The organism is Pseudomonas sp. 1 (assembly GCF_056626735.1).
In genome coordinates, this window is the sequence record NZ_JBWXMQ010000009.1 from 191,788 (window position 1) to 208,249 (window position 16,462).

A 16,462-nucleotide genomic window follows, 5' to 3' on the forward strand; every position below is an offset into this window, starting at 1 on the left:
GCTCCCTGTTCGAATGTCATCCGTTACGCCCTCAGCCGCAAACGCTGCAACCAGGACGAAGTGGCGCCCAAGGCGTCACGCAATTGGTCGGCAGAAATGTTGCGCTCTGCCGCGTCAAAGGCCAGCGCGGTACGCAGCGCGGGCCAACAGTGGGTCGGCAGATTTGCCGGGGCTTGCAGTTCGCGATCCAGGTGTTCGTCACGGGCCTGGGTCGAGGGCAAGCGGCGGAACGGGGGTTTGCCGCCCGCCAGTTCATAAATCACGCAGGCTACGCCGTACACGTCTGCGCTGGCCGACAACGGCTGGCCCTCGAGCAGTTCGGGGGCGGCGTAGCCTGGGGTCCAGGCGTTGAAGCGCTCGCGGCTCAGGTGCGGCAGGCCGGGCAGGATGCCCTCCTCGGCTTGCCCGAGACCGAAGTCAAACAGGCGCACGCCGTCTTCGCTGAGCATGACGTTGCTCGGTTTCATGTCACCGTGCAGCACGCCGCGACGGTGGGCGTAGGCCAGCGCGTCGAGCAGCGGCAGCGCGATGTCGCGCAGTTCTTTCCACGGCAGGCCCAGCGGCCGCTCGCAGAGCAGTTTGTCCAGGGTCAGGCCACGCATGAGCTCCATGGTGATGAAGGCCCGCTGGCAATCGGTGTCCACTTCGAACGTGTGCGGTCGCAGCACGTTGTCGTGACGCAGGCGTCGGGTCAGGGCGAACTCGCTGTAGAGCAAGGCACTGGCGTCCGGCGACTCGGCAAATTCTTCGCTGAGGATTTTCAGCGCAATGTAAGGATCGGGATCGCCGAACTGTTCGTGCAGCAGATCCCGGGCCCGGTAAACCGCACCCATGCCGCCGGCCCCGAGCAGACGCTCGAGGTGATAGCGGCCTGCCAGAACGTCCGGCAGTTCGCCGATGCTGGCCTTGGTCGGCGCCAGCGCGGGTTCGGCGTTGTGCTGCTTCGCGAAAGCGAAATAGGTCAGGTTATTGGCCTGCTCTTCGCTCATCAGCAAGTCGTCGACTGAGGATTCGATTTCAGTCATTGGCGGATCACCACGGCAGTCAGGTTGTCGCGCGCGGCACCCCGCAGGGCGCCGTCGAACAGACGTTCCAGCGCCACATGCGGCGCCGCCAGACTGAGCGCATTGCCGAGGGCATCACTGCTCAGGCCTTGATACAAACCATCGCTGCACAGCAGGAACACATCGCCCGGATACACCTCGAGTTCCAGCACATCCAGGGTCAACTGTTCCGCCGCGCCCACGGCCCGGGTCAGGGCTTGGGCGGCCGGGTGCGCCGCCGCCTGCTCGACGCTCATCTGTTGCTCGTCGATCAGCTGCTGCTGCAGCGAATGATCCTTCGACAGCTGATATAAGCGCTGCCCGCGCCACAGGTAGCAGCGGCTGTCACCGGCCCAGATGCAGGCCGCGCGATTACCTTCCACCAACAGCGCCACAACGGTGCTGCCCATGATGCTGTCGTGGCGTCCGGCAGTGACGGTCAACTCTTGCCCCAGGCGCCGGTTCAGCCAGTGCAGGCACTGGCGGATGGCTTTGAGGCGTTCGTCGAAGTCCTCGTGCTGCGGCAGTTCAGCCAGGCTGGCGACGATCAGCTGGCTGGCGATGTCGCCACCCTGATGACCGCCCATGCCGTCCGCGACCACCCACAGCCCATGCTGCGGGGTGTCGAGGAAGGCATCTTCGTTGCGCGACCGCACCTTGCCCGGGTCGGTTCGCGCCGCGCTGCGCCAGGGACTGGCCACCAGCATCAGAGCTGCACCGGCATACGGAAGGTACGCATCACGCCCATGTCGAACGGATTCGGCGTGCGCTGGCTGGTCAGCAGGTAGTTGGCGCGCAGGCCACCTACGTCGGCTTTCAGCACCAGCACGTCGCGACCGGTCAGGTACTCGGTCTGCATCAGGTCGAACAGACGGAACAGCGACCACGGGCCGGAGTTCTTCTCGATGCCGATCGGGCGCCCTGCCATCTTGTCCATGACCAGGCTGGTGCGACCGTCTTCAGCATCGGTCGGCCACTTGAAGCTCATGGGCAGAATCGGACCGTGGCGGTATTCCATGGTCTTGTCGCCAAATTTGAACTCCGAACGGCTGACCGCCGGATCGAGGGTGTACGGCTCAAGCTTGAACTGCACGGTCGGTTCGGCCGGGTTGATCGAGAAGAAGCTCTGGCGAATGTTCAGTGCAGCCGCCATCTGGTCGAGGAAGACCTTGGACACCGGCAGGCTGCGACCGTCGATGCTGCGCATCCGGTAGTTGCCCGGATCACCGCTGACGAACGGACGCATGTAGTTGTCGAAGAAGCGGTCGATGGTGCCTTGCGCCCGGAAAAACTCGCGGAAATCGCTGATCGCCACATCGCTGGTGCTTGAGGCGCTGAACGGATAGCGCTTGCTGATGGTTTTGCCATACACGCTGTACAGCTCGTTCTGATACCGGCCGTTCAGGTATTGGTAGGCATCGTTGAGCACCAGACGCCACGAGTCTTCGGCCAGCACGTTGAACCACACGCTCAGCGGACGCGGCAGACGGCCGGACGCATTGCGCAGGTTGGTCAGCGCATCACGCTGGCCGCTCATGCGGGTCTTGGCCAGTTCGAACGCGGCCTGCTCCGGCGTGCTGGAACGGGCCAGGCCCGCCAGTTGCAGTTGCAGGTCGTTGAGCGCGGTGAAGGCCGGGGTCAGGTCAGCGGCCGGGCCGTTGTTGTCGTCGAGCAGTTTATGCAGCGGCTCGAAGCGACGTTGCAGCGACTTCTTGGCAGTGTCCGGCAGATTCTTCGCCACGTTCATGGCCGAAGCCTTGTCGGCGACAGCGGAAGCGAGCTTGCCGACCTTGCCCAGTTTGCCCTTCTGGCCTGCCAGTGCATCGGCGGCGTCACCGGCTTCATCCACCGGTTCAGGAGCAGCCGGGAAACGAGTGTTCTCACGCACTTCGGTCAGCAGCGCCAGCACCGGCGAGTTGGCCGAAGTCAGGCCCGCCAGTTGCTCGGCGCCTTCACCGGCATCGCTGATCGGCGGCAGTGCCACCTGGCCAACCGCTTCGCTCCAATAGTTGGCGTAGTCGCGGAAGTACAGTTGCTCCAGCTCGACCATCAGGCGACGCAAGTCCATGTCGCTGATGCCCGCGCCTTCGCCCAGCACCCAGTTGTCACGCAGGATGTCGGTGACCAGCGATGCGCCCTGCACCGAGAAATACTGCTGATAGCCGGTCTGGGTGTAGAAGCCCGGAATCACGTATTCGGTGCCGATGAACAGCGAGCCCTGCGGCCCGAGGTGTTGGCTGAAGCGATAGTCCGGCAGGTTGCGCGCCTGCTCGCGGAGCATGCGGTAAACCACGTTTGCCAGCGATTCACTGCGCAGGACCTGACGCGCCTGAGTCACCAGTTGCTCGTTGAGCGGATAGATGAACGGCAACTCCAGCAGACGCTCCAGATGGGCATTCAAACCGTTCTGCACGGCGGTGTTGCCGGAGTAGCGCTGGGACCAGTCGGTGGCGACCCAATCCTTGAGCCACGCCGCGTCACGACGATCCTTCATGTTCAACATCAGGTACGCGCGCAGGCTGTTGATCAGCTTTTCGCGGTCCTTCATGTTGGCGCGGATCTGGCCTTCGAGCAGGGTGGCGACCCGTGGCAGCAATTGCTTCTCAAGCTCGCGCTCGTAAGCCTCCTTGACCACCGGATTGACGTCCTGGCCCTGATACAGACCGACGCGTTCGTGGTACGCAGCGTCGCCTTTCTTCGGGAACACCTGGGTCGCGGCGTAGCTGGTGTCGAGGGTTTTCAGCGTGCCCATGGCGTCATCGCGCGGCGACAGTGCCGTGCGTTGCTGGGTCCAGTTCTGCGCCAGGTTGCGCAGGTTTTCCAGACGCTCCCAGTTGGCCGAGAAACCGCCGGCCCAGAGCATGCCGAACAGTACCAGCGCGCCCAATGCACCGACGTACAACGCACGCTGACCCCAATGGATGCGGCTGCGCTCGCGCTTGTCCAGACCGGCCAGGTCGGACTCGGGGAAAATCACGCGGCTGAGCAAATGGTGGATGAAACGCGAACGACCGCTGCGCAATGTCGGCAGCACGCCGGCCCTCATGCCCAGACTCGCGCCGATACCGGCAGTGGTCGAATCCATTTCCTGAGTCAGATGCGGAGCACTGGTCAGATAGAAACCACGCAGCAGCGTCGCACGCTGGTAGCGGTTGCCGGTGAAGGCCATGTCGACGAACAGGCACAGGCGCTCGCCGATCTGGCCCATCTGGTGCGGGAAGTCGAGGATGCGGCCACGGCGCTGGGTGTCGCGCTCGGAGTGCATGCGCATGATCACCTGACTGTTGAGGCGACGCAGCAGCTCTTCGAACTCGTTGCGCAACACGGCCACGTCGGTGCCGACCTGATCCTTGCGGAAACTGGTCCCCAGCACCTGATCGCTTTCTTCGCGGGTCAGTTGGTCGAAGAACTCGTCGAAGCCCAGCAGCTTGTCAGCCTTGCTCAGCACCAGATACACCGGCACATCGACGTGCAGCTTCTGATAGACGTCTTGCAGACGCGCGCGCACCTGGCGGGCCAGGGTGTCGATGTCCTGCTCACTGCCACTGGTGAGGGTTTCCACCGGAATGGTCACCAGCACGCCGTTCAGCGGACGACCGCGACGACGCTTGCGCAGCAGTTCCAGCAGAGTGGTCCAGGCGCTGCCGTCGACTTCCGAATCCGGCTGGGTCAGGTAGCGGCCGGCGGTGTCGATCAGCACGCCGTGATCGGCGAAGTACCAGTCGCAATGACGGGTGCCGTGGGTGTCGCGGGTCAGCTTGCGGTCGATCTTGTTGATCGGGAATTCCAGCCCGGAGAAGTCCAGCAGGCTGGTCTTGCCGCTGGCCTGCGGGCCGATCAGCAAATACCACGGCAAGTCACTGCGCCAGCGCTCGCTGCGGCCGCGATACAGGCTCGAAGTCTTGAGGGTTTTCAGGGCTTCCTTGAAACGCTCCTTCAACTCCTTCTGCTCTTCTTCGATCAGTTCGTCACGGCGGATACGGTCCTGGCCGTCTTCGGTTTCTTCGACGGCTTTCTTGCGGATGCCGGCGCGCCAGCTGACGAAGACCATGGTCAGGCCCCAGATCAGGAACAGCACGGCGATGGTCAGCAAGCGCGAGGTGGAACTCTCCCAGAACTTGTAATCATCCACTGCCAACAACGGGCCGACGAACCACACCAACAGTGCCACGAACAGCACCAGCAACAGCGTCCAGACCCAGGTCTGGCGCAGGAAGGCGCCGATTTTCTTGAAAAACTTTTTCATCACACGTCCCTGTTTACGGCTGCGACTGCGGCTGGGCCGCGGCCGGATCAAGCGGCTGATAAGGTTGCAGAACGGTGTCGCGCTGCTCGCCCAAGACCCAGGCGAAGCCCGAATACATCATCACCAGACAGACGAAGGTGAACAGCACCACCATCCACGCCGGCACGATGCGCACCAGGTTGCGACGCTGATCGTTGAGGCCTTCCCACTGCGGCGACAATTCACGCGGCACATCGCCACGCAACTGGCGGATCTGCCGGTACAGGGCGTCGCGGATGCCTTCGAGTTCCAGCATGCCGCGTGCCTGCACGCGGTACTTGCCCTCGAAACCGAGGGACAGGCACAGGTACATCAGCTCCAGCATCGGCAGGTGCTTGACCGGGTTTTTCGACAGCCGATCGAGCAGCTGGAAGAACTTCTCACCACCGAAGGTTTCGTTGTGGAAACTACTGAGCAGGCTCATCTGCGACCACTCGCTTTCGTTGCCCCACGGCGTGGTCACGACGGCTTCGTCGACCACGGTGCAGAGCACGTAACGGGCGGCCATCACCTGGCTGCTTTCGGCGCCGTTGTGCAGGGCACGCACTTCAAACAGCTTGAGCCCGGCGGTCAGGCGCTCGTTGAGCGCGTAGAGGTCTTCGCGGGTGTCGCTGTGTTTGAGGCGCACCACTTCCGACAGCAATTCGGAAGAGGCGGCCACCAGCGAATTGAGGCTGATATTGAAGGCTTCCGCCGGGCGCAGGCGCGCGGCGTAGATCATCCGTTCTTCCAGTTGTTCAAAGCGCGGTGGCGCAGCGAAGTCGGTCAGCGGACTCGCCGCCGGGCCATGGCCCTGACGGTCGAGCAGGACGGTTTTGTCGTCCTGGTTGTGTTCCATGTCCTTGATCATGTCGGTCAGTTCCTGATGGCCCAGAATTTCAGTTCAAGCTCGGCGAATTCGCCGGACACGTGGAACGCGAAGCCGCCGGAGCGCTCGAGTTGCGCCAGGTCTTCGGAACTGAGTTCGAGGATGAAATAGGTTTTGTTGGAGTGGAACGCGATCTGCCGCGGGGCCACCGGCAACGGTTTGACCTTGATCCCCGGCAGGTGCAGGTTGACCAGTTGGCGGATGCGTTCCACCGGGCCGACCTTGAGGTGCGCAGGCAAGCGGTTGCGCAGTTCTTCGGAGTCGCAGTTGGCACTGGCTGCCAGCACGAACGACGCCGAGCCCAGCAGTTTGTGGTCGTGCAGCGGCGACACGATGATCCCGTACTGACGCGCTTGCAGGATCAGTTCGATAGCGTGCTGTTCCAGCACCATCGACAGTACCTGACGGATCGACTCCATCAGTTTGCGGAAGCTCGCACCCTGGTCGGCGTGGGAGTAACGGCTGTCCAGGCGCGGGCGTTTGCTGTCGCTGGAGAAGGTCGCCAGATCGCCGAGCATGGTCAGCAGCGTGCGGTACAACTCTTCCGGATGAACCTGCTCCAGACCCAGGTAGTGGCGCAGCAGCAGTTCGGTGCGGTTGATCAGTTGCAGCATCATGAAGTCGCCGATTTCCGCGCCACCGACCTTGCCGTTCGAACGGATGCGCTCGGCAATGGTGTCGCCCCGGTGACCGAGCATGCTGATCACTTCTTTCAGGCACGACAGCAGGTAGCTGGAAGCGTGGGCCTGAATGTAGGTCGGCACGAAATCCGGATCGAGGCTGATCACGCCGTCCGGCGTGGTGTCGAGCACGTCGCAGATTTTCAGCTTCACGTAGGCCTGGTCGCTCTGCTGCTCGCCGAGCAACAATTTGAAGTCCGGGCGACCGCAGCTGACCTGGCTGGCGGAATCATCACCGGCGTTGGAGTCGGCCACTTCGGCGTCATACGCGGTGTAGCGCGCCAGCACGTCCGACTGCTCCGGGCGACGGGCCTCGATGTGGTTACCGGTGACCAGCGGCAGCGCCAGGTAAACCGGCATGTTGCCGGTGTTCGGCGGAATGTCCAGGGCCAGCGGTTCGGTGTTGCCGCCGAGTTCGAACAGGCTGCCGTCCGGCAGGATCCCCGAGGCTTCACTGATCACCAGTTTGCCCATGTTGAGGAACTGCAAGTCGATCTCCAGATTCAGGAAACCCCAGGTGTAGCCGCCCAGCAACTGGGTGCGGGTCTTCATCTGGTGATCGTAGTAGCGGTCGTTGTGCTGGAAGTGCTGCGGACGCAGCAGCATGCCTTCCTGCCAGATGACTTTATGGGTATTCATGGTCAGTCATCCGCCTTGGCGAGCACTTCGTTGGTCTTGCGGATACCGGCCTGATCCAGAGTCAGATCGGCTTCGGTGACTTCCAGCGGCGTGATCGGGAACGTGTGGCGCCACTTGGTTTCCGGCAGGTCACGGTACGCGGCGAGGATGCCGATGAAGCGACTGCCCTCCTCCACGCTGAGTTTCAGTTCCACGGTTTCACCCGGGCGCAGTTCGAGTTCTTCGCTGGCCACCAGGTCCGGGTTGAGGGATTCCTTGGCGCGCTCGTAGAGGCTGAAGAAATCGGCGTTCTCGAACGTCACCGGGTGCTTGAGTTCGAACAGGCGCACCACGATCGGCGACGGACGACCGTTGAGGTCCGGGTTCAGCTGGTCGCTGCCGGTCAGCTTCAGGTTGATCTTGGTCACTTTCGAATACGGCGACAGCGACGAGCAACCGGCGAGCAGCACCAACAGGGTGAGCGCGGTCAGCGTCTTGAAAAAAGCGGTCGAGCGGCGAGACATGCGCATCATCCTTGGTGGTCGGTGTGGAGGGTGGAGATCAGGCGGATCTGTTCTTCGTAGGCCTGGGCGAAGTCGCGGGCCAGCAGACGCTCGCTCCAGTCGTCGTCCTGACGCAGCGCATGGTGATAACGGTTGAACGCTCTCCAGCGCCCGCCGGCGGTGGCGAGCAACGGCTTGTTGTCACGCTCGAAACGCAGGGTCAGTTGCTCTGGCGAGAAGTGCTCCAAAGTGCCGCGCACCGCCGCGCGGCTGGCGGTCAGCAGCGCTACCTGATGCGCCTGCAAGTCGCGGAAAGCGCGGGAGATCGCCTGCTCGGCCGGCAAGTGACCCGGCTTGTGCGGCTGCAACAGGATGTCCAGCGCTTCGCTCGGGTCGACGGCGAATTTCAGCGGGTTCTTGTTGGTGCCTTGCACGGTGGTCTGGGCCAGACGCAGTTCGTTCTTCAGCTCCGAACGGGTGCGCAAGCTCTGTTGCAGACCGCCGATGCTCTGGCGCAGCAGACGTGCAGCGTTCAGCGCGAGGGCTTCTCGCTCGTCGTGGCTGAGGTTCTTCACGTTCACGCCGAGGGCTGCGCCGAATTTATCCCAGAAGGTTTCGCTCTGACGCTCGACCGCTTTCGGCGCCGGCGCAGGTTCTGGCGTGGGCTCGACGATCAGCTCCGGCACCATCAGGCTTTCCATGTCGATGCGCGCGTAGTCGGCGCGCTGACGGGAGTCTTCAGGGTCGGTCACCGGTGCGAGCATTTCCTCGAACTCCGAGTACACGCGCTCTTGCTGCTCCAGCGACTTCAACGGGTCGAGGTCGAGGAACGCGTCGTCCGGAATGATGCTGCCAGCGGCGCGGGGCAGGCCGACTTCACCGTCGAAGGTCGCCGGGTCGCGCACCAGGCGCGCACGAATCTCGAAGTCGCCCAGCACGTAGGTGCTGCCGTGCTCGATGCGTACCGGTTCGCCCTTGTGCAGGCGTGCGCCGCTGTCGCCGTCCTGAACACCGTTGCTGCTGGTGTCGGTCAGGAAAAACGTGCCCTCGCGATAGCTGACGATCGCGTGATGATTGGACAAGTGACGCTTGCGGTCAGGGATGATCCAGTCGCAGTCCTCGCCCCGCCCGATCACGCCGCCGGCCTGTTTGAAGGTCCGCTGGCACAGCTCGGTGGGCACGAACTGCTTGGTGTTCAGCATTTCGAAAACCAATTCCATGTTTGATGCTCCTTGCGGTCACTTGCCGCGATTGACCGCCTGCGGATCACCCAACGGGCGGTAATCGTTATCGTTGAATTTGTAATTGCCGCTGCAACCGCCGAGGCCGCATAGAACGACGAGGGTCAGCAGGACAGCGTGCCAGTGACGAACAGACATCAGAGGGTCTCCAGGTGTAGACAAAGCACAAAGCGCCGACCCTCGCGGGCGGCGCTGAAACAGGTTTTCGAGGTGAATCCGACGGACTTTCGCCTACCCATCGAAATCACCCAGATTGATGTTCAAGCGGCCGAGCCGGTACAGCAGCGTGCGGCGTGGCAAGCCCAGTTCGCGTGCGGCGAGCGTCTGGTTGCCGTCGTTCTTGCGCAGGCAATCGAGCAGCAGATTGCGTTCGACCGCTTCCAGTCGTTCGCGCAGATTCAGGCCGCAGTGGTCTTCCGGCGCCGGCGTCAATTCCAGGCGCAGCGAGAAATGCTCGGCCAGCAACTCGCCGCCCTCGCACAACAACACCGCGCGCTCGACCAGGCCTTTGAGTTCACGCACGTTGCCGGGGAAGGTGTAACCGGACAAATGTTCCAGGGCCGCGTCCGACCAGCGCACCGGATCACGTTGCAGGAAGGTGCAAGCCTTGTCGGCGAAGTGTCTGGCCAGGTCGAGGATGTCGCCTTCGCGCTGACGCAGGGCCGGCAACTCGATCGGGAACTGCGCGAGGCGGTAGTAAAGGTCCTCACGGAATTTGCCTTCGCTGACCAGCACCGACAGATCGCGGTGCGTCGCGGCGATGATGCGCACGTCGATCTTGTGGGTGTCGTTGGAACCCAGCGGTCGGATCTCGCCTTCCTGCAGAACACGCAACAACTTGGCTTGCAGCGACAGCGGCATGTCGCCGATTTCATCGAGCAACAGGGTGCCGCCGTTGGCCGCGTCGAACAGCCCGGCGCGGTCGCGATCGGCACCGGTGAACGCACCTTTGCGATAGCCGAACAGCTCGCTTTCCAGCAGGTTTTCCGGGAATGCCGCGCAGTTCTGCACGATGAACGCCTGGGATCGGCGCGGGCCGCAATCGTGGATCGCCCGCGCGACCACTTCCTTGCCGGTGCCGGTCTCGCCACGCAACAGCACGGTGTACGGGCTGTGCAGGACTTTGCTGATCAGCGAATAGGTCTGGCGCATCGCCGCGCTTTTGCCGATCAGGCCGTAACCGCTGGCGCTCGGCAAACTGCGCACGACCGGCGCGGCCGCATCCACTGGCTGGCGCAGGCGTTGCAGCAAATGCAGCTGACCCAGCACGAACGAGCCGAGCTGGCCGAGGGAATCGGCGAAGCCTTGCAGGTCGACATGCCGACGGCTGGCGCACAGCAACAGACCCTCGACGGCCTTCTGCTGATTGACCAGCGGCACGCACAACAGTGATTGCCAAGGCGTGGACGACGCCGGCAGAAAACTGGTTTCGTGCAGGCTGCCGCCCAGGTCGTCGAGGCAAACCACGCGGTTCTGGCACAGGGCGAACTGCAACAGTTGCTCGCCGTTGTAGTCCGCCGGCAGGCTCGCCGCGCTGCGCGGTTGCAGCACGCCGTCGAGGCATTCGGCATTCATCCCCAGCGACGTGTGCGTGGCGTCCAACAGGTACAGCTGCGTCAGTTCGCAACCGCTCAGCCCGGCCAGACCGCGCACGAAGTCACCCAGCAGCGCAGCACCGTCCGCCGCGCGCGACAGGCTGGCGAACTGCGCCAGCAAGGCTTCGGCATAGACCAGTGGCTGCGGCACTTGAGTGAACATCACACTCACCTCAGGCGAACTCGCAGGTCACACCGGCTTCGCCGTCAAGCGTCGCATGCACGCGCTTGAGGCTTTCACCGGTGGCCATGGCATCGAGCAAGCGGTCGGCCACCAGCGGCAGCACGTGCTGGTCGAGCAAATGGTCGATCAGGCGCGCACCGCTTTCGCTCTGCGTGCAGCGCTCGGACAGGTGATCGACGAGGTTCTGGCACCAGCTGAAATCCAGTTGGCGACGGTTCAGACGCTCGCCCAGACGACCGAGCTTGATCTCGATCAGCTCGCGCAATACCGGGCCGCCGACCGGGTAGTACGGCACCACTTTCATCCGCGCCAGCAGCGCCGGTTTGAAGTGTTTGCTGAGCACCGGGCGAATGGTTTCTTCCAGCACTTCGGCGGTCGGACGCGCGCCGTCTTCGCAGAGGTCGCTGATCTTGTCGCTGCCCAGGTTCGAGGTCATCAGGATCAGCGTGTTGCGGAAATCGATCTCGCGCCCTTCGCCGTCGTTGGCCACGCCTTTGTCGAAGATCTGATAGAACAGGTTGAGCACGTCCGGATCAGCCTTTTCGACTTCATCGAGCAGTACCACCGAATACGGTTTCTGGCGCACGGCTTCGGTGAGCATGCCGCCCTCGCCGTAACCGACGTAGCCTGGCGGTGCACCGATCAGGCGGGAAACGGTGTGTTTCTCCTGGAACTCGGACATGTTGATGGTGGTGATGAAACGGTCGCCGCCGTACAGCAGGTCGGCGAGCGCCAGGGCCGTTTCGGTCTTGCCGACGCCACTCGGGCCCACCAGCAGGAACACGCCAACCGGTGCGTCAGGCTTGTTCAGGCCGGCAGCGGTGGCGCGCATCGAGCGATCCAGCGCGTGCACGGCTTGTTCCTGACCCCGGATGCGGGTGCGCAGGTCAGTGGCGAAGCTTGCGACCTTGGCATTGTGTTCACGGGCCAGTTGCGCCAACGGCACGCCGGTCCAGGCGCTGATCACTTCGGCCACCAGACGCGGGCAGACTTCGAAGCTGACCAGACGCTCTTTGACCTGCGCAGCCGTCAGCTCGCTGTGAGTCTTGTTCAGCTCGGCCTCCAGCGCTTCGACGCTCTGGCCTTGCACGACTTCGACAGCGCGAGTTTCGATCACGGTGCCTTCGGCGTCCTCTTCAACACTGACGGTCGGCTCGACGGCGGCGGCTTCGCGAGCCTTGGCCAGTTGCTGACGCAGCTCCAGCAGGCGCTCGGCCAGTTGCTTCTGTTCGGTCCACAGGGTTTCCAGTGCGACCATTTCGCCTTCGGCTTCGTCCAGACGCGCCTCCAATGCCTCCAGCGCTTCGTGGTCGATCAGCAGACCGGCTTCGGCATCGCGGCGCAGGGCCTGACGCTGACGGCCACCTTCAGCCAGTTCGCCACGCAGGCGCTCCAGGCTTTCCGGGGCAGCAGCGAGGCTGATGCGAACGCGGGCACACGCGGTGTCGAGGACGTCGACAGCCTTGTCCGGCAGTTGCCGACCAGCAAGGTAACGGGCGGACAGTTCCGCTGCCGAGACCACCGCGTCATCGCGCAAGTAGATGCCGTGGCTCTTCTCGTAAACCTGCGCCAGGCCACGCAGGATGGTGACGGCTTCGCTCACGGTCGGTTCGTGCAGTTGAACCGGTTGGAAACGACGGGCCAGCGCCGGGTCTTTCTCGAAGTATTTCTTGTACTCGGCCCAAGTGGTGGCGGCGATGGTGCGCAGCTCACCGCGAGCCAGCGCCGGTTTCAGCAGGTTGGCCGCGTCGGAACCGCCGGCATTGCCGCCCGCGCCGATCAAGGTGTGGGCTTCGTCGATGAACAGGATGATCGGCTTCGGCGAGGCCTTGACCTCGTCGATCACGCCTTTGAGACGACGCTCGAATTCACCTTTGACGCTGGCGCCAGCCTGCAACAGGCCCATGTCCAGCGACAGCAGTTCAACGCCCTTGAGCACTTGCGGCACTTCACCGGCCGCGATGCGCGAGGCCAGTCCTTCGACGATGGCGGTTTTACCGACACCGGCTTCACCGACCACGATCGGGTTGTTCTTGCGGCGACGGGCGAGGATGTCGACCATCTGGCGGATCGCACCATCGCGGCACAGCACCGGGTCAAGTTTGCCGTCGCGGGCCTGTTGGGTCAGGTTGTGGGTGAAGCGCTCCAAAAGGGATTCGCCCTGGGCGGCCGGTTTGCCGTTGGCCGCGGCCTGAGGCTGTTGCGACAGGGCGAATTCTTTCAGCCGATCGATGTTCAGTCTGGCGAGCAACGGCTGGTAGCGGCTGCCGGCGTAGCGCATCGGATTACGCAGCAGCGCGAGGATCAGCGCCGCGTCTTCGACCGAGGTCTGGCCCAGTTCAAGGTTGGCCACCAGCAGCGCGTCCTGCAGCCACTGCACCAGCTCCGGGGCGAACACCGGGTTGCGCGAAGCGCTGTGCTCGACCCGCGATTGCAGCGCAGCGCTCAGTTCGCCGGCATCAACGTCGGCATCCTGCAGCGCGCGGGAGAGCAGACCGTTCGGGCGCTCCAGCAGGCCAAGCAGCAAGTCTTCGACCAGAATCTTGCTGCCGCCACGGGCGACACAGCGCTCGGCCGAACGCTCCAGATCGCGACGGGTTTCGGCGTCCAGCGCCTGGATGAGTTGTTGCAGGTCTACGTTGATCATGGCTCACGTCCTTAATGAATTTTGCTGCCCAGGGTCACCACGCCGTCTGCTTTCTCGCAGCCCAGCCAACTGGTCCAACCCAGGCGACAGTCGTTCTTCTCGCCAATGCGCAGTTCGCGGATTTCTTCCGGACGCAGCACCAGGCGAATGTCGTAATCGAGCGGGTCACGCAAGGTGAACCGAACCAGCGCGCAGAGCGGCTGGTAACCGAAACCGATGGGCAGGAATTCGTGGAATCGCTCCCAGTCGAGTTCGGTGATGTGAATGCGGAATTTGCCGCTGCGATCGCGCACCTGTTCGCCCAGCACCAGGTCTTCACCCAGCACGCTGTTGGCGAAGCCGAGGCGGTTGCGCTGTTCTTCGAGAATTTCCACGCGGCGCTCGATGCACTGCTCGATGACCAGGTCTTCGTGTTTGAAGTAGTAACGCAGCACCGCTTCGATCAGCGCCGCCGAGTGCGCCCGCAGACTGAGCAGGCCGAGGTACGGCAGCAGGCGTTTCCAGTTCAGCTCCTTGGCCTTGCGGATCTCGTCGCCGCCGAGGCCGATCAGGGCAAACAGGTGCGAGGAGAACGGGTCGACCGCGCCGCTCTGGAAGCTCGCGCGATAGCGATACTTGCGCCAGATCGGCAGCATCAGTCGTTGCAGGCGATGGTGGAACAGGTCGAGGAAATTGCGCGTCGGGTTGCCGTCTTCGCTGTCGCCCAGGGCTTGTTCGCCATAGAACGCCGGCAGCGGCGAGCCGGAACCGACCAGGCCGATCAGGTTGAATCGCAGGCGCGCGCGCATCTGCCCGTGCTCTTCGAAAAACTCCACGCGATCGACATCGCTGCGCGGAAACCCGAGGCTCGGGTTGGCCTGGAATTCAAGCTGGTCGTACAGGTCGTCTTCGCTCAGGTACGGGTGCGCATCGCGCAGCCGGTCGATCACCAGCAGCACGGCCTGAAACAGCGAGTACTCGCGTATTACCTTCGTCAGCCCGCTTAAAGCAGGGGCTGCAGGCCCATACGTGGTGTCCATTGGTACACCTCTCCCTGTGTGCTTTTTACCCGCAGCTCGTGGAATGAATTGAGACTGGCGTAAAGCGCGAAAAACTCGTTGAGAACCGAGGCGAAGACGAACAAGTCGCCCTCACCGATATACCCTTCCGGGTCGATGGTCAGTTCGGTGCGCAGACCGCGCACCGGCAGACCACGGTGCAACCGGTCCACGTGGTGATGCTTGATGTGCTTGAGGCCGCCGAGCAGGCGCTTGCTGACCTTCTCCGCGTGCTGGTCGTAGTAGCGCGGCAGGTCGTAGGTTTCGAGAATCACCTTCAGTGCATTGACGTCGGCCAGCGACAGATAGTTGAGCGACATGTTGCTGATCAGCTTCCACAGGAAGTCACGGTTCAGCGGCGGCGCGAAACTGGAAGTGGCCGGGGTGATGTTGCGGAAACTCAGAAACTCCGGGGTCTCTTCGCAGGCCATGCAGATCTGCCCGAGCTTGAGTTTGCGCGGCAGGTTCTGGTTGGTGCAGACCAGCTCGATCGACAGGGTTTCGTGGGCTTCGGTGTGGCGGATGCCGAAGCTCAGGTAGGTGTCGAGACCGTCGTGCAGCAACGACGAACGCTGGCGGATGCTGTAATGCGGACGGCTGTTGGGCACGTCGAAACTCGGGTCATGCTCGAAGGATTCGAACGGCACGTACTCCTGATATCCGAGGCCGCCGGGCTTCCAGCCGGTCACGGTTTCCACCGAAAACACGCCGCAGTTTTCCAGATCGTATTCGGCCGGCAGCAGCAGGTATTCGTCCTGTTTGCCGTCGAGGCGGATCGGCAGTGCGTCGTGCTTGAACAGGTTGACGATCGGCGTGCAGAACAGCTTCACGTTATCCGTCGTCGGACGCATGCGCATGATCCCGCTCTTGCGGATGTCGAAGCGCAATTCCAGGCCGCGCATTTGCTTGAGGGTGTCTTCCGGCAGCGCCTTGAGGATGTCCAGACCGTGGACATCGACGAACAGGAACTTGTCCTGGAAAGCGAAGTATTCCTGCAGGTAGCGATAGCCGCGGAAGGTGTTCAGCGGATACGGGATCAACGCTTCTTCTTCGGCAAAACCCACTGGCTTGACCCGGTCACCCGGAATCTTGAACGCCATCGGCTTGCCGCTCACGCCATCGATGGGCTTGCCGGCGCCGTCGAGGGGGATCAGTTCGATGCCGTCGAGGTTGCGCAGCAGGCTCAGGTAGAGCATCTGGCTGATGTAGCGCTCGCCGGCAAAGTGCAGACGCAGCTTGCTCAGCTCCAGCTCGCCGAGGTGGCCGTCGGCGCTCATCTCCAGGCGCAGGCTGAGCAGCGAACCGTCGCCCTTCACCGAGTAGTTGAGCGCAGCCAGATCCAGCGCCATGACTTCAGTCGGATAGCAGGTGCGGAAACGGCAACGCACGTCTTCGATCGGCACGCTCTCGACCGGCGTATCACGCTCGACCTTCAGCGCCGGCCCGGAACGCTTGAGCGGATCGAACTGCAGAATGCTGAACGCCGGCAGCGGGCGCATGTAGTTCGGCCACAGCAACTGCATCAGGGAATGGCTGAGCTCCGGCAACTCGTCATCGAGCTTCTGGCGCAGACGCCCGGTCAGAAACGCAAAGCCTTCCAGCAACCGCTCCACATCCGGATCCCGCCCGGCCTGCCCCAGGAACGGCGCCAGTGCCGGACTACGCTCGGCGAAACGGCGGCCCAGTTGGCGCAGTGCGGTGAGTTCGCTTTGGTAGTAGTGGTTAAAGGACATGTCTGGCTGCCTAGCTATTGATTCGTTT

The 16,462-nt window shown here is 63.0% G+C and carries 12 protein-coding genes; all 12 read right to left on the minus strand.

Annotated features, from left to right (window positions below; translation table 11 throughout):
- Positions 1 to 23: 23 nt before the first annotated feature.
- Positions 24 to 1,025 carry a serine/threonine-protein kinase gene (locus AC1MDC_RS15850; protein ID WP_480393315.1) on the minus strand — a complete coding sequence of 334 codons (1,002 nt, stop codon included), beginning with the start codon at positions 1,023 to 1,025 and terminating at the stop codon, positions 24 to 26.
- Positions 1,022 to 1,750, minus strand: a complete 729-nt coding sequence (locus AC1MDC_RS15855; protein ID WP_085696803.1) for a PP2C family protein-serine/threonine phosphatase — start codon at positions 1,748 to 1,750, stop codon at positions 1,022 to 1,024. Before AC1MDC_RS15855 ends, AC1MDC_RS15850 begins: the two co-directional genes overlap by 4 nt.
- Positions 1,750 to 5,289 carry a type VI secretion system membrane subunit TssM gene (gene tssM / locus AC1MDC_RS15860; RefSeq protein WP_480393316.1) on the minus strand — a complete coding sequence of 1,180 codons (3,540 nt, stop codon included), beginning with the start codon at positions 5,287 to 5,289 and terminating at the stop codon, positions 1,750 to 1,752. Before tssM ends, AC1MDC_RS15855 begins: the two co-directional genes overlap by 1 nt.
- A 13-nt stretch (positions 5,290 to 5,302) precedes the next feature.
- Positions 5,303 to 6,178, minus strand: coding sequence for a type IVB secretion system protein IcmH/DotU (gene icmH / locus AC1MDC_RS15865; protein WP_085696801.1), 876 nt, complete (start codon positions 6,176 to 6,178; stop codon positions 5,303 to 5,305).
- A 5-nt stretch (positions 6,179 to 6,183) separates the two neighbouring features.
- Positions 6,184 to 7,515, minus strand: a complete 1,332-nt coding sequence (gene tssK / locus AC1MDC_RS15870) for a type VI secretion system baseplate subunit TssK (protein ID WP_085696800.1) — start codon at positions 7,513 to 7,515, stop codon at positions 6,184 to 6,186.
- Between the two features lie 2 nt (positions 7,516 to 7,517).
- On the minus strand, positions 7,518 to 8,018 hold the full coding sequence (gene tssJ, locus AC1MDC_RS15875) for a type VI secretion system lipoprotein TssJ (protein WP_011336587.1): 501 nt from the start codon (positions 8,016 to 8,018) through the stop codon (positions 7,518 to 7,520).
- Between the two features lie 5 nt (positions 8,019 to 8,023).
- Positions 8,024 to 9,217, minus strand: coding sequence for a type VI secretion system-associated FHA domain protein TagH (tagH, locus tag AC1MDC_RS15880; RefSeq protein WP_085612405.1), 1,194 nt, complete (start codon positions 9,215 to 9,217; stop codon positions 8,024 to 8,026).
- Positions 9,218 to 9,235: 18 nt separating this feature from the next.
- The gene (locus AC1MDC_RS15885) at positions 9,236 to 9,376 is read right to left on the minus strand and encodes a hypothetical protein (RefSeq protein WP_003229566.1); all 141 of its coding nucleotides are present in this window, start codon (positions 9,374 to 9,376) and stop codon (positions 9,236 to 9,238) included.
- A 93-nt stretch (positions 9,377 to 9,469) separates the two neighbouring features.
- A complete protein-coding gene (locus tag AC1MDC_RS15890; protein WP_085696798.1) occupies positions 9,470 to 10,996 on the minus strand; it encodes a sigma-54 interaction domain-containing protein in 1,527 nt (508 codons plus the stop codon).
- Positions 10,997 to 11,006: 10 nt separating this feature from the next.
- Positions 11,007 to 13,664, minus strand: coding sequence for a type VI secretion system ATPase TssH (gene tssH / locus AC1MDC_RS15895; RefSeq protein ID WP_480393317.1), 2,658 nt, complete (start codon positions 13,662 to 13,664; stop codon positions 11,007 to 11,009).
- Between the two features lie 11 nt (positions 13,665 to 13,675).
- The gene (tssG, locus tag AC1MDC_RS15900; protein ID WP_085696794.1) at positions 13,676 to 14,683 is read right to left on the minus strand and encodes a type VI secretion system baseplate subunit TssG; all 1,008 of its coding nucleotides are present in this window, start codon (positions 14,681 to 14,683) and stop codon (positions 13,676 to 13,678) included.
- The gene (tssF, locus tag AC1MDC_RS15905) at positions 14,647 to 16,434 is read right to left on the minus strand and encodes a type VI secretion system baseplate subunit TssF (protein WP_085702306.1); all 1,788 of its coding nucleotides are present in this window, start codon (positions 16,432 to 16,434) and stop codon (positions 14,647 to 14,649) included. Before tssF ends, tssG begins: the two co-directional genes overlap by 37 nt.
- Positions 16,435 to 16,462: the final 28 nt, after the last annotated feature.